Annotated in this window: 17 protein-coding genes and 2 pseudogenes; 6 read left to right on the top strand and 13 right to left on the bottom strand. The window is 70.9% G+C overall.

The genetic code is table 11. The annotated features are described in order from the left end of the window. Nucleotides 1-10 precede the first annotated feature (10 nt). A complete protein-coding gene (locus QP939_RS21900; RefSeq protein WP_285458676.1) occupies nucleotides 11-589 on the bottom strand; it encodes a helix-turn-helix transcriptional regulator in 579 nt (192 codons plus the stop codon). Between the two features lie 145 nt (nucleotides 590-734). Here QP939_RS21900 and QP939_RS21895 point away from each other — a divergent pair, with 145 nt between their 5' ends. Genes QP939_RS21895 through QP939_RS21885 form a run of 3 tightly spaced genes read left to right on the top strand, consistent with a single transcriptional unit; the run spans nucleotide 735 to nucleotide 3265 of the window. After that, nucleotides 735-1898: a glycoside hydrolase family 3 N-terminal domain-containing protein gene (locus tag QP939_RS21895; RefSeq protein ID WP_285458675.1), complete on the top strand. Its 1164-nt coding sequence runs from the start codon at nucleotides 735-737 to the stop codon at nucleotides 1896-1898. A 46-nt stretch (nucleotides 1899-1944) separates the two neighbouring features. After that, nucleotides 1945-2814, top strand: coding sequence for an oxidoreductase (locus QP939_RS21890; protein ID WP_285458674.1), 870 nt, complete (start codon nucleotides 1945-1947; stop codon nucleotides 2812-2814). 43 nt (nucleotides 2815-2857) lie between these two features. Then, nucleotides 2858-3265 (top strand): type III secretion system chaperone family protein, encoded by a 408-nt coding sequence (locus tag QP939_RS21885; RefSeq protein ID WP_285458673.1) that lies wholly within the window; start codon nucleotides 2858-2860, stop codon nucleotides 3263-3265. A gap of 102 nt (nucleotides 3266-3367) precedes the next feature. On the opposite strand, the gene QP939_RS21880 is transcribed toward QP939_RS21885, so the two are convergent. Both QP939_RS21880 and QP939_RS21875 read right to left on the bottom strand, forming a co-directional pair. Further along, the gene (locus QP939_RS21880; RefSeq protein ID WP_285458672.1) at nucleotides 3368-3991 is read right to left on the bottom strand and encodes a class I SAM-dependent methyltransferase; all 624 of its coding nucleotides are present in this window, start codon (nucleotides 3989-3991) and stop codon (nucleotides 3368-3370) included. Nucleotides 3992-4035: 44 nt separating this feature from the next. Continuing rightward, complete coding sequence (locus tag QP939_RS21875) at nucleotides 4036-4212, bottom strand: zf-HC2 domain-containing protein (protein ID WP_285458671.1); 177 nt, start codon at nucleotides 4210-4212, stop codon at nucleotides 4036-4038. 289 nt (nucleotides 4213-4501) lie between these two features. Here QP939_RS21875 and QP939_RS21870 point away from each other — a divergent pair, with 289 nt between their 5' ends. Continuing rightward, complete coding sequence (locus tag QP939_RS21870) at nucleotides 4502-4741, top strand: hypothetical protein (RefSeq protein WP_285458670.1); 240 nt, start codon at nucleotides 4502-4504, stop codon at nucleotides 4739-4741. Nucleotides 4742-5233: 492 nt separating this feature from the next. Continuing rightward, nucleotides 5234-6307: a glycoside hydrolase family 19 protein gene (locus QP939_RS21865; RefSeq protein WP_414641950.1), complete on the top strand. Its 1074-nt coding sequence runs from the start codon at nucleotides 5234-5236 to the stop codon at nucleotides 6305-6307. 51 nt (nucleotides 6308-6358) lie between these two features. On the opposite strand, the pseudogene QP939_RS21860 reads toward QP939_RS21865, so the two are convergent. The 5 genes and pseudogenes from QP939_RS21860 to QP939_RS21840 all read right to left on the bottom strand — a co-directional run bounded on the left by QP939_RS21860 (nucleotide 6359) and on the right by QP939_RS21840 (nucleotide 11100). After that, nucleotides 6359-7115 (bottom strand): annotated as a pseudogene (locus QP939_RS21860) (thioesterase II family protein). A gap of 97 nt (nucleotides 7116-7212) precedes the next feature. Then, nucleotides 7213-8028 (bottom strand): dioxygenase family protein, encoded by an 816-nt coding sequence (locus QP939_RS21855; protein WP_285458668.1) that lies wholly within the window; start codon nucleotides 8026-8028, stop codon nucleotides 7213-7215. 78 nt (nucleotides 8029-8106) lie between these two features. Further along, nucleotides 8107-9003 carry a helix-turn-helix transcriptional regulator gene (locus QP939_RS21850; RefSeq protein WP_285458667.1) on the bottom strand — a complete coding sequence of 299 codons (897 nt, stop codon included), beginning with the start codon at nucleotides 9001-9003 and terminating at the stop codon, nucleotides 8107-8109. A gap of 84 nt (nucleotides 9004-9087) precedes the next feature. Beyond that, nucleotides 9088-10239 carry a thioester domain-containing protein gene (locus QP939_RS21845; RefSeq protein WP_285458665.1) on the bottom strand — a complete coding sequence of 384 codons (1152 nt, stop codon included), beginning with the start codon at nucleotides 10237-10239 and terminating at the stop codon, nucleotides 9088-9090. 249 nt (nucleotides 10240-10488) lie between these two features. Continuing rightward, the gene (locus QP939_RS21840; protein ID WP_285458664.1) at nucleotides 10489-11100 is read right to left on the bottom strand and encodes a TetR/AcrR family transcriptional regulator; all 612 of its coding nucleotides are present in this window, start codon (nucleotides 11098-11100) and stop codon (nucleotides 10489-10491) included. Between the two features lie 62 nt (nucleotides 11101-11162). Here QP939_RS21840 and QP939_RS21835 point away from each other — a divergent pair, with 62 nt between their 5' ends. Further along, nucleotides 11163-12383 carry a cytochrome P450 gene (locus tag QP939_RS21835; RefSeq protein WP_285458663.1) on the top strand — a complete coding sequence of 407 codons (1221 nt, stop codon included), beginning with the start codon at nucleotides 11163-11165 and terminating at the stop codon, nucleotides 12381-12383. 52 nt (nucleotides 12384-12435) lie between these two features. On the opposite strand, the gene QP939_RS21830 is transcribed toward QP939_RS21835, so the two are convergent. The 5 genes and pseudogenes from QP939_RS21830 to QP939_RS21810 form a co-directional block, all read right to left on the bottom strand. After that, nucleotides 12436-12780: a hypothetical protein gene (locus QP939_RS21830; protein ID WP_285458662.1), complete on the bottom strand. Its 345-nt coding sequence runs from the start codon at nucleotides 12778-12780 to the stop codon at nucleotides 12436-12438. A gap of 35 nt (nucleotides 12781-12815) precedes the next feature. Beyond that, a complete protein-coding gene (locus tag QP939_RS21825; RefSeq protein ID WP_285458661.1) occupies nucleotides 12816-13997 on the bottom strand; it encodes an MFS transporter in 1182 nt (393 codons plus the stop codon). A gap of 64 nt (nucleotides 13998-14061) precedes the next feature. Beyond that, nucleotides 14062-14550 carry a 2OG-Fe(II) oxygenase family protein gene (locus tag QP939_RS21820; RefSeq protein ID WP_285458660.1) on the bottom strand — a complete coding sequence of 163 codons (489 nt, stop codon included), beginning with the start codon at nucleotides 14548-14550 and terminating at the stop codon, nucleotides 14062-14064. Between the two features lie 225 nt (nucleotides 14551-14775). After that, nucleotides 14776-15084 carry a phosphopantetheine-binding protein gene (locus tag QP939_RS21815; RefSeq protein WP_285458659.1) on the bottom strand — a complete coding sequence of 103 codons (309 nt, stop codon included), beginning with the start codon at nucleotides 15082-15084 and terminating at the stop codon, nucleotides 14776-14778. After that, a pseudogene (locus QP939_RS21810) lies at nucleotides 15071-16018 on the bottom strand (AMP-binding protein); the annotation flags it as partial. The pseudogene QP939_RS21810 and the gene QP939_RS21815, both read right to left, overlap by 14 nt. Nucleotides 16019-16159: the final 141 nt, after the last annotated feature.

Here is a 16159-nt window from a genome sequence, read left to right as displayed (position 1 = left end):
GAGCTTCCTTCTAGATAACACCGGCCCGCACGGCGTAGGCGACCGCGTGCGGCCGGTTGCGCAGGTTGAGCCGGTTGGTCATGGCGTAGATGACGTTCTTCACGGTCCGCTCCGAGTAGCAGAGCTTGCCCGCGATCTCGGCAGTGTCCCAGCCCTCGGCCATCAGGCGAAGCACATCCACCTCGCGCGGCGTCAGCGCCGCGCCGTCCCCTTCGTTCGCCAGGGCCTCGACCTGGTCGCGCAGGGAGGTCGTGCGGCCCCGTGCGGCGGCGAGCACGCTGTCGGTGAGCCGGTCGAGCGCGGTCCGCGGCAGCACCGCGGAGACGTGGCAGTCGGCGAGCAGGCTCAGGTGCGCGGGGTCGACGTGCCCGGCGACCAGCACGATCGCGGCGGGCGACTCGGCGGCCGCGGCCCGCAGCGCGGCGACGGCGTCGCGGTCGACCTGCCCGACGGCGAACACGAGCACGGCCGCCTCCCCGCGGCGGGCCCGCGGCACGACCATCAGCTCCGGGCGCGCCTTGAGGTGGTTGATCAGCCCGGTGAGCGCGATCGGGTCCGACGCCCACGCCGCCACTCGCACCTGGTCCATCACGTACTCCCGCCCCTGTCCACTTCCGGTCCCGGCCAGTCTGCTGAGGGCGGCTTCACGAATTCTCTAACGGCGGGTGGACCATTCTTCACGCCGTGAAGTCGGGCGTCGACTACGGTGGACCCGCCGACGAGTGAAGGGACCGATGAACCGCCGACGTCTGGCCGCCCTCGGGGCGGCGTTGTGCATCTTGGCCGTCTGCCTGCTGGTCGTGGGCCTGAACCCGCGCACCGTGTCCGGGCTGGCGCTGCCCCGGCCTTCGGCTCAGCCCCCGTCATCGACCCCCGCACCGCCCACGTCGAAGCTGGCGCGGCCCGGCGACTGCGCGTCGCTGGTCGACGGGCTCGACGTCCGCGCGCAGGTCGCCCAGCTGGTCATCGTCGGGGTGTCCGGCGACAACCCGGCCACGACCGTGTCGCTGGTGCGCGACCACCAGGTCGGCGGCATCTTCATCGGCGGTAACGCAACAGCGTTGTTGAAAGATCACGCCCTCGACGCGGTCCAGGCCGCGGCCCGGCTGCCGGTGGCCGTGTCGGTCGACGAGGAAGGCGGGCGCGTCCAGCGCATCGACGACCTCGACGGCGACATCCCGTCGGCCAGGGTGCTGGCCGCGACGAAGTCGCCGGAGCAGGTCCGCGCGCTGGCCGCCGAACGAGGCCGCCAGCTGCGCGCCCGCGGCGTCACGGTCGACTTCGCCCCGGACACCGACGTCACCGACGCCCCGGACGACGACGTGATCGGCGACCGGTCCTTCAGCCCCGACCCGGCCCGCGTGAAGACGTACGCGACGGCGTTCGCGGCGGGCCTGCGCGACGCCGGTGTCCAGCCGGTGCTCAAGCACTTCCCCGGCCATGGCCACGGCTCGGGCGACTCCCACAAGGGCACGGTGGTGACACCGCCGCTCGCGCAGCTGCGGGCCGTCGACCTGGTGCCGTACCAGAACCTCGCCGGCTACGGCCCGGTCGCGGTGATGGTCGGCCACCTCGACGTCCCCGGCCTGACCGACGGCGTCCCGGCGACGCTCTCGCCCGCCGCGTACCGGTTGCTGCGGGGCGAGTTCCGCTTCACCGGCCCGGTGCTGACCGACGACCTCGGCGCGATGAAGGCGATCACGGCCCAGTACTCGCTTCCCGACGCCGTGCTGAAGGCCCTGCAGGCCGGGGCGGACGAGGCGCTGTGGTCGTCCGGCGGCCGCGTCGACGAGGTGCTGGACCGGCTGGAAAAGGCCGTCGCATCGGGCGAACTGCCCAAGGCGAAGGTTCAGGAGTCCGTCACGCGGGTACTGCGCGCGAAGGGCGCCTGCGGCTGAGCCCGACTGGGCTCGGCCGGGGAACGGAACTCGACCAAGGAGCGGAATGGCGAACCTCGGCGGCACCTTCAGCCTCGGCGGCGAACTCCCCGTGCACCGCGTGGGCTACGGCGCGATGCAGCTCGCCGGGCCCGGCGTGTGGGGCCCGCCGCGCGACCACGACACCGCCGTGGCCGTGCTGCGCGAAGCCGTCGAAAGCGGGGTCGACCACCTCGACACGAGCGACTACTACGGCCCCCACACGGTGAACGCGCTGATCAAGGAGGCCCTGCACCCGTACCCGGAGGCGCTCACGATCGTCACGAAGGTCGGCGCGCGCCGGACGCCCGACAAGGCGTGGCCGCCCGCGCTGTCGGCCGAGGACCTGACCCAGGCCGTGCACGACAACCTGCGCAACCTCGACGTCGACGCGCTCGACGTCGTCAACCTGCGGCTCAGCAACGCCGCCGGCGACTACCCCGTGCCCATGTCGCTCGCCGAGCCCTTCGGCGTGCTCGCCGACCTGCGGCAGCAGGGGCTGATCCGGCACCTCGGCGTCAGTCACGTCACCGCCGAGCAGCTCGACGAAGCGAAGGCGATCGCGCCCGTCGTGTGCGTCCAGAACCAGTACAACCTCGCGCACCGCGAGAACGACGACCTCGTCGACAAGTGCGCCGCCGAAGGCATCGCGTTCGTGCCGTACTTCCCGCTCGGCGGGTTCAGCCCGCTGCAGTCCGGACTGCTCGACGACTGCGCGGCCCGCCTCGGCGCGACGCCGATGCAGGTGGCGCTGGCCTGGCTGCTGCAGCGGTCGCCGTCGATGCTGCTCATCCCGGGCACGTCGTCCTTGGCGCACCTGCGCGAGAACCTGGCCGCCGCCTCCCTGGAGCTGCCCGCCGACGTCCTCGCCGACCTGGACCGGATCGGCACGGCCTGATCGCTACGCTGGGCGCTCGATCCGGTCCGAGAGCGGAGGAAGCGTGGCGGAGTGGGGCGACCTGGTCGCTTACATCAGGCAGGAGTACCGGGTGGTGCGCGATGACCCGGACGAGATCCGCATCCGGCTGATCTTCGGCGACGAGCCCGACACCGAGCAGCGGGCGCAGATCATGGTGATCGCCCGCGAGATCCTCGACCAGCGCGAGGACTGGGTGCAGATCGCGACGCCGTTCGCCCGCCACGACGAGGTCGACCTCCTCGACGTGCTGACCGAGGTCGGCCACTCGACGGTCGTCGGCGGGCTCGCGGTGATGGGTGACCACCTGGTGCTGCGGCACTCGCTGCCGTTGATCAACCTGGACATCAACGAGTTCATCGACCCCCTGGAACTGGTGGCGGGCGCGGCCGAGCTGCTGGAGCAGCAGTTCACCGGCCGCGACGACTACTGAGCCGGGCTGAAGGGGACTTTCCTGGCATGTGTGACGCGAGGAAAGTCCCCTTCAGCGCATCAGATGAGACGAACGTCCCCTTCAGCGCGCCCGGGCCCGGGCTCAGGCCGGTTTGCGTGCCAGCACCCTCCCCTGCGGCACCCGCGCCGCCGGGTCGCGGAGCACCTGGGTCAGCACCTCGAACCCCGCATCGGCCACCAGGCCGCCGACGCGCTCCACCGGCAGCCAGTAGACGTCCAGCGAGAGCCCCTCGTGCCCGTAGCCCTTGGTCGCGCGGTGCCGCCGGTCGCCGACGTGGAACGCGAGCTGCAGGTGACCGCCCGGGCGCACGACCCGGAAGAGCTCCGCGTACACCTTCGGCATCAGCTCCGGTGGCGTGTGGATGATCGAGTACCACGCCACCGCCCCGGCCAGCTCACCGTCGGGCAGATCGAGCTGCAGCAGGGAACTCTGCGAAAACCGCAGTTCCGGGTGCTCGCGACGGGCGATCTCGAGCATTTCCGGCGAAAGGTCGACGCCGGAGACGTCGAGGCCGGTGGTGGCCAGGAAGCTCGTCACGCGGCCCGTGCCGCAGCCGAGGTCGGCGACCGGGCCGCCGCCGTCGGCGTGGACGAGGTCCGCGAACGCCGTGAGCATCGCGCGGTCCTGCGGGTCTTCGGTCACGGGCGGGACGTACCGGTCGTAGTTCTCGGCGACGATCGCGTAAGTGGTCAGGAAGTCGGTCACGCGGGGGACCGTATCGGCGGGCACCGACAAAAACCGCGTGAGTCCTATGTGGACTCGGCTTTGCCCAGGTGGTCGAGCATCGTCCGGACGGTCTCGAACTCGCGGACCTCCCGGCGGCAGTCCGGGCACGCGGCGAGGTGCCGCTCCACCCGCGCCGCCTCGGCGGCGTCGAGCAGCCCGAGGCTGTAGGCACCGAGGTCGGTCCGGTCGTACCGGCCCATGGATCGCTTCTCCGTTTCCGCGTCCCGCAAGGGAACGCCCGCACTACCGGACGTCTCCAGAGTCCTGGCCGGTACGCGCGACCGGCACCCTTCCCCCGTTTTCCACCCGATCGGCCGACAACTTCGGGCGCGCTCGGCCCCATGTGAGTGACACGGCATGGTCACGGAATCCACCTGACCGGACACGGAAAGCGTTCCCCAGACGAATTTCCCCGATTCGGCGTCATGGGCGCGGGGCCGGCCCGTCGGACCTGCATCGGGACAGAAGACGATCCGAAAGAGGAGACCGATGACCGTACGGAGCCACCGGGCGGACGACATCGTCGACGAGGTCGGGGTGTGGCTGGCCGGGGAGTTCGCGGGACGGCTCCCCGCGACGGAGATCGACCGCGTAGTCCGGCTGACGCGCCTCGACCTCGAGGGGAGCATCGCACCGGAGGAGCTCGGGGAAATGCTCCACCGCCTGGGCCGCGCCCGCCTGCAGCGGCTCCTGCAGGTGACCCCGGTGCGCATCCCGCAGGCCCGCTGAGCCGAGGTCGAGCCGGGGCGACGCGGACAGCGCACCCCGGCTCGACCCTGCGACTCGCCCTGGCGCCAATCGCCGCGCTCGCCATCGCACTCCGCCGCGCGCCCCGCAGCGCCCTCACCGCCCCGCACGGCCACCTCGCCGCGCCGCGACATGCGCGGCGCCAACGCCCGCAGCAATCTGAGCCAGCCATCCGAGCAGACCCCACCCCCGAACCGATACGCAGCCGCCTCAGCGGTCCTGGCACCGGGTCAAGGCACGCTTTCCCGCCTTGACGCGGTGCCAGGACCGTTGAACAATCCGGCGTTCGGCTCGGGGAAACCGCCGACTCCCATGGCCGTTCGTGCACGACGCATGCCCAGAACGCCCGATTCCTTGACTGGACTAGACCAATCTGCTCTAGTGACCGGTGTCACCCTCGTCTCGGCCGGATGAGCACTCATCGTCGACACCGGGCGCCTGCCGCGTCCGGGTTCTGTCGTGGCCGAAGGAGCGATCTTGAGAAGACGTCTTGTCGCGGTTCTCGCAGCGTTCGCCGCCGCCGCCGGGCTGGTGCTCGGTGTCCCCGCCGTAAGTGGTTCCGCTCCGCAGGCGGCCGCCGCCGCGTGCAGTGCGCCGAACTGGGTTGCCGGTCAGTGGTACGACGTCGGGGCCGTCGTGCGCTACACCAACGGTGGCTACTACCGCGCCAAGAACGCGAACCCGGGCTACGACCCGGTGATCAGCACCTGGTACTGGGAACCGTACAGCTGTGACGGCGGGGGCGGTTCCACCTGCACGGCACCGAACTGGGTCGCGGGCCAGTGGTACGACGTCGGGGCCGTCGTGCGCTACACCAACGGGAGCTACTACCGCGCCAAGAACGCGAATCCGGGCTACGACCCGGTGATCAGCACCTGGTACTGGGAGCCCTACGACTGCGGCGGCGGCACCAACCCGGGCAACCCGGGCGCGTTCGTGGTCAGCGAAGCGCAGTTCAACCAGATGTTCCCGGGCCGGAACTCCTTCTACACCTACAGCGGCCTGACCGCCGCCCTGTCCGCGTACCCCGGCTTCGCGAACACCGGCAGCGACACGGTGAAGAAGCAGGAAGCCGCCGCGTTCCTCGCGAACGTCAGCCACGAAACCGGCGGCCTCGTCTACATCGTCGAGCAGAACACGGCCAACTACCCGCACTACTGCGACTGGAACCAGCCCTACGGCTGCCCGGCGGGCCAGGCCGCGTACTACGGCCGCGGCCCGATCCAGCTGAGCTGGAACTTCAACTACAAGGCAGCCGGCGACGCGCTGGGCATCGACCTGCTCGGCAACCCCTGGCAGGTCGAGCAGAACTCGGCGATCGCGTGGAAGACCGGCCTCTGGTACTGGAACACCCAGAGCGGTCCCGGCACGATGACCCCGCACAACGCGATGGTCAACAGCCGCGGATTCGGCGAGACCATCCGGAGCATCAACGGCTCCATCGAATGCAACGGCGGCAACCCCGCCCAGGTCGAGAGCCGCGTCTCGAAGTACCGCCAGTTCAGCTCGATCCTCGGCGTCGACCCCGGCGCCAACCTCTACTGCTGAGCTGACGCGGGCGGGGGCGCGCCGGGCCGCGGCGCACCCCCGCCCGCTTGCTCAGCGGGCGAACCGCGCCAGCCGGTCGCCGATCAGCGCGGTCACCGCCGCCGCGTGGTCGTTGAGGTAGAAGTGCCCGCCCGGGAACGCCGTCAGCTCGAAGCCGCCGGACGTGCGGTCCGCCCACCCGCGCGCCTCCACTTCGGTGACTTTCGGGTCGCGGTCGCCGATCAGCGCGACCACCGGGCAGCTCACGTCGGGACCGGGGCGGTAGTGGTAGAGCCTCCGCGGCCTTGTAGTCGCTGCGCAGCGAGGGCAGCACCATGCGGAGGAGCTCGTCGTCTTCGAGCAGCTGCGAGTCCGTGCCGCTGAGCCGCTTGACCTCGGCGAGCAGTCCTTCGTCGTCTTTCTCGTGGACGCGGTCGCCGTGCGGCGACGTCGGCGCGCGACGTCCCGAGACGAACAGCGCGCTCAGCCGCGTCCCCCGCTTCTCGAGCCGTCGCGCGACCTCGAAGGCGAGGCTCGCGCCCATGCTGTGGCCGAAGAACGCCACCGGCTCGGCGAGCTGGCCCTCGAGAATGTCGGCCAGCTTGTCGGCGAGCACGAAGAGGTCGTCCACCAGGGGTTCGGCACGCCGGTCCTGCCGTCCGGGGTACTGCACGGCCAGCACCTCGACCGCGGGCGACAGCGCCGCGGAAACCGGGTGGTAGTAGCTCGCCGATCCCCCGGCGTGCGGGAAGCACACGAGCCGCGTCGCGGCGGACGGCGCCGGGTGGAAGCGCCGGATCCACGCCGAGGCTTCGACGGAAACAGTCATACCCGCGAATGTGGCAGGCCCGCACCGCCCGCGTCGACCCCTATCGTGCGGAACTGGGGGGCGGGCCCCGGAGGTGCGGCTCCGGAGCCCGCCTTGATCACCCCGCTCGCCAGAGCGCGGGGACGGCCGGGGGTTCCCAGCCCGGCTGGGCGGTGTGCCCCTGCAAGCACACGTACCCCTGGCCGCCGTAGGTGACCCGGGCACCCGCCGCGTAAACGGTGCCCACCGCCCAGGTCGTGTCCCCGGGCGGCGTCGTGGGCGACGTCGACGGGGTCGACGTCGGCGTCTGCGGCACGTTGAGCACGAAGTCGAAGGCGGCTTCCTTCGCGGAGCCGTTGTCCCGCACGGTCATCAGCAGGCGCGCGTCGAAGATCGTGTCGGTGTTGTTGCGCGGCTCGTTCGGGAAGTAGAGCTGGGTGGTCAGGATCGGCCGTCCCGGCGCCTGCACCTTGACGTGGATGTGCCGGGTGCGGCCCGGGTAGAGGCCGGGCACGATCGTGGACAGCGTGAACGCGCCCTGGGCGTTGGTGTACTGGTGGCCGCGGAAGGTGTAGCCGACGTTGTCGTAGGCGCCGTTGACGTCGGCCTGCCAGAAGTCCAGCAGCGCGCGGTTCACCGGCTGGCACGCGAGCCCGAAGACGTATCCGGTCACGGTCAGCCGGGTGCCCTGGGTGCCGGGCGTGACGAGGTTGGTCCGCTCGGGCGAGTTCGGTTTGAAGTAGGGGCCTTCGGTCTGCTCGATCGTCGGCTCGTCGCCGTCGTGGCACTCCGGGGTCAGCTCCGGGACCGCGCCGGCGGCGACGCTGGTGCGCGCGAGCGCCGGGCCGCCGAACAGCGCGACCGGCGCGGCGACGCCGGCCGCGAGCGCGGCCTTCAGCACCGTTTTGCGGCTGAGCTGGGTTTCTTCGTCCATGCCTGCTCCTCGTGGGGGCGTCGGGGATCCCTTCGAACGTAGGCACGGCACGGGGTGCGCGACGATGGACTGGACCGGTCAGTCGTGGTGAATCTCCCCGCCGCGGCGGAAGTCGCCGGGGCTCAGCCCGGTTTCGCGGCGGAAGAACCGGCAGAAGTAGGCCGGGTCGGCGAACCCGACGCGGCTCGCGACCTGCCGCACGGTCAGGTCCGTCCGGAGCAGGAACCGCTGCGCCTCCCGGGTCCGCGCCTCACGCAGCAGCTGCGCGGCGGTGCGCCCGGTCGCGGCCTTCACCGCCTCGGTGAGGTAGCCGGGGGTGACGCCGATGCGGTCGGCGTGCGCGCGCACCGACCACAGCCCGAGGTCCGGGCGACCGGTGAGCCGGGCGAACTCGGCGGCCACGGCCCCGGCGGGCGCGGGCGGCGCTTCCGGCGTCCCGGGCAGCCGTCCGGCGCGCACGACGAGGACGTGCACCAGGGCCCGCAGCACGGAATCGGCGCCTTCGTCGCCGCGGCGGTACTCGTCGGTCAACTCGGCGATCAGCCGCGAGACGGCGTCGTCGGCACGGGCGTCCAGGGCGAGCCACGGGCGTTCGCTGAGCCGCCGCAGCCGCTCGCGGTCGGCCGGGTAGTCGAGCAGGAAGTCGTCGGTGAACAGCACGACGTGCCCGGTGAGGCCCCGCACGTCCGCCCACTGGTGCACCTGGCCCGGCGCGATGACGCCGAGGTGCGGCGGCCGCAGCGGCCAGCGCGCGGTGTCGACGACGTGCGCGCCGGTGCCGCCGGTGACGTGCAGCAGCTCGTGGAAGGTGTGCCGGTGCGGGAACTCCGCGCGCGACAGCGGCCCGATCTCGTCGAACGTGCCGATGGCGAAGGGCGGCGCCGGCGGTTCTGCCACTTCCAGCCGGTGCATGGGCAGCTCGCCCGCCCGCGGCGGCGGGCAGGGTGTCCCCGGCGGAACGGTCGTACCGCGCATGACCCAAAAGTCTAGACCAATGACCTAGGGTTCAACGCACGAAAACGGGGCCGGTCCACAGTGGACCGGCCCCGTCCGGGAGTGTTACGCGCGGCTGCGACGACGGTTCAGCAGCAGCACCAGCGCGCCGCCGCCGAGCAGCAGGCCGCCGATGGTGAACGGAACCGCGGCGTCGACACCGGTGTTGGCCAGGTCGCCACCGCCGGACTCGGCCCCACCCGGGGTGCTCGGCGCGGTGCTCGGCACGGCACCGGCCTCGGTCCAGCTCGCGGCCGCCTTCGCGGTGACCTGGGTCTTCTCCGAGTCGGCGACGATCAGCGACTGCGCCGGCTTCTGCGCGTAGTTCTCGGCGACGAACAGGCGCCCGGTGTCCAGGTGCCCGCTGACCTTCAGCGAGAACGTGCCCTTGCCCGGCTTGGCGTCGGCGGGGACGTCGACGTAGAGCTTGCTGCCGTCCTTGACCTCGGACGACTTGAGCTCCTTGCCGTCGGCGTCGGTGACCTTGACGCCCTCGGGCAGGTCGGTGGTGAGCGAGGTGATGTCACCGGTGGTGGCGACGTCGAACGGGCCGATCTTGGTGCCGGCGGCGCCCTCGGTCTTCTGCGCGGCGATGTTCAGCGTCGGCTTCGGCTGCGCGCCGATGCCCTTGTTGGCGTCCCCGGTGAGGTAGCCGTACAGGGCGGCGACGTCGGCGTTGTCCTCGGCCGAGGCGTCGTTGTCGGCCAGCGGCTTGTCGAGCTTGAGGTCCACGCCGTCGCTGAAGTGCCACACGGCGGCCTGCGTGGCGGAGATCGCCTCGCGCTCGGAGATGCCGTCGTGCGCCTTGGTGCCGGCCTTGTCGAGGGTCTTGCCGAGCGCGTCCAGCCCGGCGCCCGGGAAGCCGTTGTGCAGCACCCAGTTGATCTTGGCGCTGTTCTTCTCGAACGGCGACTTCTCGTCCGGGTACTTGTTCCAGGGCCGCTCGACCATGTCGACGTCGGTGCGCATGCCGACCTCGATCTGGACGCAGTACAGCTTGAGCGAGCTGCCGTCGGACAGCTTGAAGCCGAACAGCTTGGTGATCGCGCCACCGCCGCCGTCGAGGTTGATCTTGTAGCCGAGGGTGCCGGCGTTCTCGCTGACCCGGCCGCGCGCGGCGCCGTCGTCCGCGAGTGCCGAGGGGGCACCGACCATGACCGCGGCGGCCGCGGCGAGCACCGCGATCCCGCCACGCACAAGAGCTGACCTGACCTGCATAAATCTCCTATCCGAGCCCGAACCGCGACGTTAGGGCCGCGTGAGATCCCGAATCCCCGATCACGACGGCCACTGATTCGGGTGAGTGATCACCCGGTCAAGCGAGACCGAAGCTTACACAGACTCCACAAGTGCTACTGAGGGTGCCCCCCTAAACACGAATGGGGGCAAAAACGCCGAAGAATGCGGCCCGGAACTAGCACACCGGTGACAATTTGTCCGGGGTTCGCGCGCACGTTCGGCAGAAGTTCAGGAGACGCGCGGACCCAGCCCCGAAGCCATCCGGCCGATGACCGCCGCGTACTCCGCCTTCAGCCGCGGTTTGTCCACATCGGACGCTTCGGCGAGCGCCATGCCCGCGGTGCCGAGCATGCCGAACACCAGGCGTGTCGTGGTTTCCAGCGGCTGCGGCTCGATGTCACCACCGTCCATCATTGCCTTGATCAGCTGCTCGACCAGGCCGTACGCGAACTGCTCCTCGGCCGCCTGCCAGCGCAGCCAGCCCAAAGCGATCGGCGCTTCCTGCCAGACGATCCGGCCGTAAACGGGGTCGCAGCACCGGTCGAGGAACACGTCGAGCGCGGCGATCGCGGCGGGCCAGGGGGCTTCGGCCCGCGCCGCCGCGGCCGCGGACAGTTCCATCGCCTCGGTTTCGAGCTGCTGGAACACGGCTTCGAACAACGCGCTCTTGCCGGCGAAGTGGTGGTAGATCGCCCCGCGCGTGGCCTGGATGTCGGCGGCGATGTCTTCCAGCGCGGCGCCGGCGAAACCGTGCTCGGCGAACCGGCGGGTGGCCGCGGCCAGCAGGGCGGCGCGCGTGGCCTCGGAGTACTGCTCCCGCCGGCTCTTGACGGTCGACATGCGCCAAGCATAGGACATACACTGCGTATGTCACCAACGCGGTGCATGTCTGGGGGTAGGCCATGACCAACGTCGAAGAGCGGCTGTTCAACCCGTTCACGCCCGGGTTCTTCGAAGACCCGTACCCGCACTACAAGATGCTGCGCGACGAGGACCCGGTGCAGGAGCACCCGCTGGGGTTCTGGTTCGTGTCCCGGTTCGAGGACGTCTCGAAGGTGCTGAAGGCGGGGTTGTCGGTCGAGGTGGGCAACCTGGCACCGGGGCCGTTCAGCCAGCAGGTCGAGTACTTCGGCGAGGAGGGCAACGCGGGGGCGTTGAACTTGTCGATGCTCGACCGCGACCCGCCCGACCACACGCGCCTGCGGTCATTGGTGACGAAGGTGTTCACGCGCCGCGCGGTGGCGGCGCTGGAGCCGAAGATCGTCCGGCTGGTGGACGAGGCACTGGACCGGATGGCGGACAAGGGGCCGTCGGACCTGGTGGAGGAGCTGGCGTTCCCGCTGCCGTTCGCGGTGATCTCGGAGATGCTGGGCATGCCCCCGACCGACCACACGCGAATCCGCGAGCTGAGCGGAACCCTGGTGAGGTCACTGGAGATCGTGGCGGACGAGGAAACGGCCCGAGCGATCATGGCGGCGGACGCGGAGCTGACGTCGATCACCCGCGAGGTGATCGAGTGGAAGCGCAAGAACCCGGCCGAGGACCTGCTGACGGCCCTGATCGAGGCAGAGCACGAGGGCCAAGTCCTGGACGGCGACGAGCTGGTGGCCCAGGTGGTGTTGTTGTACGTGGCCGGCCACGAGACGACGGTGAACCTGATCGCCAACGGGGTGAACGCGTTGTTGCGCAACCCCTCGCAGTGGCAGCTGCTGCGCGCGCAGCCGGACCTGGCGGCGAACGCGGTGGAGGAGTTCTTGAGGTACGACTCCCCGGTCCAGCAGACCCGCCGGATCACGACGTCGCCGTATGAGCTGGCGGGCAAGGAGATCCCCGCGGGGACGTTCGTGCTGGCGTGTTTGGCGTCGGCCAACCGTGATGAGAGGTTCTTCGGCCCGGACGCGGATGCGTTGCGCTTGGACCGCCCGGAGGCGCGGAGCCAGGTGTCGTTCGGGGCGGGGCCGCACCATTGTCTGGGGGCGGCTTTGGCGCGGCTGGAGGGTCAGGTCGCGGTGAGCCGGTTGGTCCAGCGGTTCCCGAAGCTGGGTTTTGCGGGAGATCTGGAGTGGAACGGCCGGATCAACCTGCGGGGCCCGTCGAAGTTCCCGGTGACGGTCCACGGCTAGCGAGCCGCGAACTCGTGGCGGGTGCGCGCACCCGCCACGAGTTCGCCGGTTGTCACGCCGGAATCGAGATGAGCCGGTACGCGCGGGCCGCCGTGCTCGCGACCTCGCCGGAGACGACGCCCAGCGAGGTCGCGCACTGGGTGTCGGAGAACAGTTCGAGGACCTTGCTGTCGCCGTAGCCGCGTGCCGCCGACCGCGCCACGGCGAAGCCGAGGCCCGTCACCGGCGCGCACCCCGAACCGGACGGCACGGCGACCTTCGTTCCGGTGAAGCTCGTACCCGAGAACAGGCAATAGCCATCCTGCTGGCAGTGAGAACCGACGTCGGCCGACGCCGGTGCCACCGTCAGCGCGATCGCGGAAGTCGACGTCGCGGCGAGCACCATGAACTTGAACATGACAACCCTCCAGTGGCACGAATTCGAGATACGGATCAGCCCGGCGCCCCAGCCGGGCTGGCTTCCCGGCTGCGGGTGCCCAGCGGCGCGATCGCGAGGGCCGCGACCAGGAACACCGCCGCCAGCACGCCCCACCCGACCATGCTCCGGTCGGCGACCAGCCCTGCGAACAGGGCGGGTCCGAGCATCATGCTGAGGTCGAAGCCGGTGTTGAAGAACCCCTGGTACTGCCCCAGGGACTCCTCGGGCGCGATTTCGTAGACGAGTCCCCACGACCCCGCCGTGTAGAACACCTCGCCCGCCACCACGGCGAGGGCCAGGAGCACGACCGCCCCCAACGCCAGCGGCAGCCCGGAAGGCAACGCCGCCAACGGGAACATCAAGGCCGCGGCGGCGAAGAGGAGCCCACCGCGACGACCGGCGCGGACCGACGTCCGCACGTCCTTCACCCCGCGCGAGGCGGGCACCTGCAGGACCACGATGCCGACGGTGTACACGACCATCGCGACCGACACGAGCCAGAGCGGCGCGTGCATGCGCGCGGAGACCCACAACGGCAAGGCGATGGTGAGCATCGACTCGGACAGGGTCAGGACGCCGTTCACCACGGTCAGCGCCGCGAACCTGCCGTCCTTGAGCACCTCGAACCGGGACCGGCGGACCGGTTCATCCCGCTTTTCCCGACCGGGCACAGCGGTTCCCCGGGGAATCGCCAGCCAGACGAGCGCCCCCGCCACGACGAACGTCAACGCTTCGGCGGCGAACCCGAACCGGAACGCCTCCCTCGATCCCTGGGCCAGCACGAGCGCACCGAGCCCCAGGCCGAGCAGCATCGTCGAGTTGCTCAACGACTTGACCACGGCCCGGTAGCCGATCCGCCGGTCCTTGGGCACCGTGCGCCCGATCAACGCCCCGATCACGGCGGCACTCCCGCGTCCGCAGACCGTCAGCACGCTCAACAGGACCAGCGCCAACCAGCCGGGCGCGACGATGATCGCCGCGGTGGCCACGCACATGATCCACACGAGGAGGGCGTACAGCCGATGCCCGTCGTACCGGTCCGCCAGCGAACCCATCACGGGCCCGGACGCGATCCCGAGCACCGCGGCGACGCTCATCCCGGCCCCGTACGCCACGGGACTCAGGCCGAGGTGCCGGATGCAGTACAGGGCGAGCAGCGAGTACGAAATCCCCGTCCCGAGGTAGAGCACCGCCATCGCCGTCGCCAGAAATTTCTCCGACCGCCCGTGCAGCGCACCGCGCAGGCGACTCCTCACCCCTTCAGAGAACCCCAAGAGCTTCCGCCATCCTTTCTCGTGCGCTGGGCGCGTTCGGGTCACGGACGTCTTGCGAAACGAAACCCGTGAGCGTGCACCGCAGCGCGTCACCCGCGGTCTCGTCGACGCGGTGGATCTGGTGGACCGTCTCCGCCTTCACCAAGACCAGCCGGTTCGGCTTCGGCGCGATCGCGACCGGGCTGACCGGGCAGGCGTCGAGGAACGCCTCCATCCGCGCCACCGGCGTCCCGCTCCCGGCTTCGACACCGGTCAGTTCCTCCGGGTCGACGTCGAGCAGCATCAGCTCGCCACCCCACGACGGACGCCAGGACTCGTGCAGAAACAGGATGAACTCGCCGCGCCTGCCGAGGCCGGCGTCGTTGTGCCAGCCGAGGCGGCTGCCTGCCGGGTACTTCCAGCAGGTGAACGCGATCCGGTTCCAGTCGGCCCTCCACTCGCCGTAGAACTCGCGCTCGCGGTGCACGATCCGCACCAGCTCCTCGTAGTGTCCGGGCCGTCCCCCCACCCCGGCGGCGCTGCAGCTCGTCCCGGAACTGGATGCCTTTCGCCCGGAAGGCGACGCCGTCCTCCTCCGGCGAAATGACGCTCTCCACCTCGGCGAAGCCGGGGCGGGCGAGCATGTCCCGCGCCGCGGCCAGCTTGGCCTCGTCGAGGAAGTCGTCGATGACGACGAACCGCTTGCCACGCTGGGAGACTCTCATTCCGACCTCCTGGGTTCACTGTCGACGAGCGTGGTCGGGAGCACCGAAGCCAGCGCCGCGGCCCACCCGCTCACGCTCCGGTGTTCCGGTTCGAGCAGGACGTGGTCCGGCAGCTCCGCACCGGTCGCCGCCTCGACCTTCACGGCGATGGCGAGCCAGTCCAGGGAGCCCAGCCCGAACTGCGCGTAGTCCTGGTGGCACCAATCGCGGTTGCGGACGATCTCTTCGGCCGTGCCGGCCGGGATTCCCCGCTCCGCCAAGGTTTCCGCGAGCTGCGTCGCGACGAGGAGTTCATGGTCGGGCAACGGCGTCGTCCTTCCTCACCAGTTCGATCATCGCCTCCCGGTCCGGTTTGCCGATCGCGGTCGAGGGCAGCCGGTCGCACCGGATCAGCCGGGGGACGGGTACTCCGGCCGCGACGAGCTCCACGCGGTCCGCCAGGTCCGCTCCGGCGGCACCGGGCCCGGCGACCACGACGAAGAAGTCCTCGCTCTCGGGGGCCGACCGCCGGGGCACCGCGAGAAAATGGACGTCGTCGACGCCCGGCTGCGCACGCAGGTCCGCGTCCATCGCCGAGACGTCGACGAACCGGCCGTTGAGGCGCAGCGGTCCGCGGATCCGCTCGACGAACCGCACGATGCCGCCGGGTTCACGCCGGACGACGTCGCCCGTCCACCACTCGTGCGTCGGGGGTTCCCCGCTGTCCAGGTAACCCTGCACCGGCGCCGCCAGGCGCAGGACGAGCTCACCGGTCTCCCCGGCCTGGGGCCGGAGCACCTCGACCCCCGGCAGCGCCCGCCCGATCCCCTCCGTCCCGCAGAACGTGCCGCCCGTCTCGGACGACCCGTACCCGCGCAGCGGGGAGACACCGAACCGCGTGCGGAACGCGTCGGCGAGTTCGCCGGAAACCGGGCCCGCGCCGACCACGGCGGTGCGCAACCCGCCGTCGCCCCGCCGCTGGGTCGCGACGAGAAGCCGGGCCAGGGGCGGGGTCATCGCCACCACGGAGACAGCACCCGAGTCGATCCGCCGCGCCACCGAACCGGCACCGGCCAACGGCGTCACCTCGACGCCGCTGCCGTTGACGAGCGCGCTCATCGCGACGCCCCAGCCCAAGGAGTGGACCAGGGGAATCGGGACCGCCACGCGGTCCTCGGGGGTCAGCGCCAGTCCGACGCGGTACCCCTCGGCCTCGACGACCAGGCTGCCCACTTCGCGTCTGACCACCTTGGGCCGTCCGGCACTGCCCGAGGCTCAGGTGGAGCACCGCCGTGCCGGACAGGTCGGGGACCGGTGCGCCCGCCTGCTTCGGCGCGACCGCCAGGTCCGCCCCCACCCGGCAGGCGCCTTCCAACGCGGCCGGTGCGCCCGAGGTCGTCG

The sequence above is a fragment of the Amycolatopsis nalaikhensis genome, assembly GCF_030264295.1.
Taxonomy (GTDB): Bacteria; Actinomycetota; Actinomycetes; order Mycobacteriales; family Pseudonocardiaceae; genus Amycolatopsis; species Amycolatopsis nalaikhensis.
Note: the sequence above shows the minus strand (reverse complement) of the source record. Positions and strands in the feature narration are given on the sequence as shown.

Coding starts and splice junctions, on each gene's coding strand:
- QP939_RS21900 (WP_285458676.1), bottom strand. CDS start 589: ATGGACCAGGTGCGAGTGGCGGCGTGGGCGTCGGACCCGATCGCGCTC.
- QP939_RS21875 (WP_285458671.1), bottom strand. CDS start 4,212: ATGGGCCGGTACGACCGGACCGACCTCGGTGCCTACAGCCTCGGGCTG.
- QP939_RS21890 (WP_285458674.1), top strand. CDS start 1,945: ATGGCGAACCTCGGCGGCACCTTCAGCCTCGGCGGCGAACTCCCCGTG.
- QP939_RS21895 (WP_285458675.1), top strand. CDS start 735: ATGAACCGCCGACGTCTGGCCGCCCTCGGGGCGGCGTTGTGCATCTTG.
- QP939_RS21830 (WP_285458662.1), bottom strand. CDS start 12,780: ATGTTCAAGTTCATGGTGCTCGCCGCGACGTCGACTTCCGCGATCGCG.
- QP939_RS21845 (WP_285458665.1), bottom strand. CDS start 10,239: ATGCAGGTCAGGTCAGCTCTTGTGCGTGGCGGGATCGCGGTGCTCGCC.
- QP939_RS21835 (WP_285458663.1), top strand. CDS start 11,163: ATGACCAACGTCGAAGAGCGGCTGTTCAACCCGTTCACGCCCGGGTTC.
- QP939_RS21825 (WP_285458661.1), bottom strand. CDS start 13,997: ATGGCGGTGCTCTACCTCGGGACGGGGATTTCGTACTCGCTGCTCGCC.
- QP939_RS21840 (WP_285458664.1), bottom strand. CDS start 11,100: ATGTCGACCGTCAAGAGCCGGCGGGAGCAGTACTCCGAGGCCACGCGC.
- QP939_RS21850 (WP_285458667.1), bottom strand. CDS start 9,003: ATGCGCGGTACGACCGTTCCGCCGGGGACACCCTGCCCGCCGCCGCGG.
- QP939_RS21870 (WP_285458670.1), top strand. CDS start 4,502: ATGACCGTACGGAGCCACCGGGCGGACGACATCGTCGACGAGGTCGGG.
- QP939_RS21855 (WP_285458668.1), bottom strand. CDS start 8,028: ATGGACGAAGAAACCCAGCTCAGCCGCAAAACGGTGCTGAAGGCCGCG.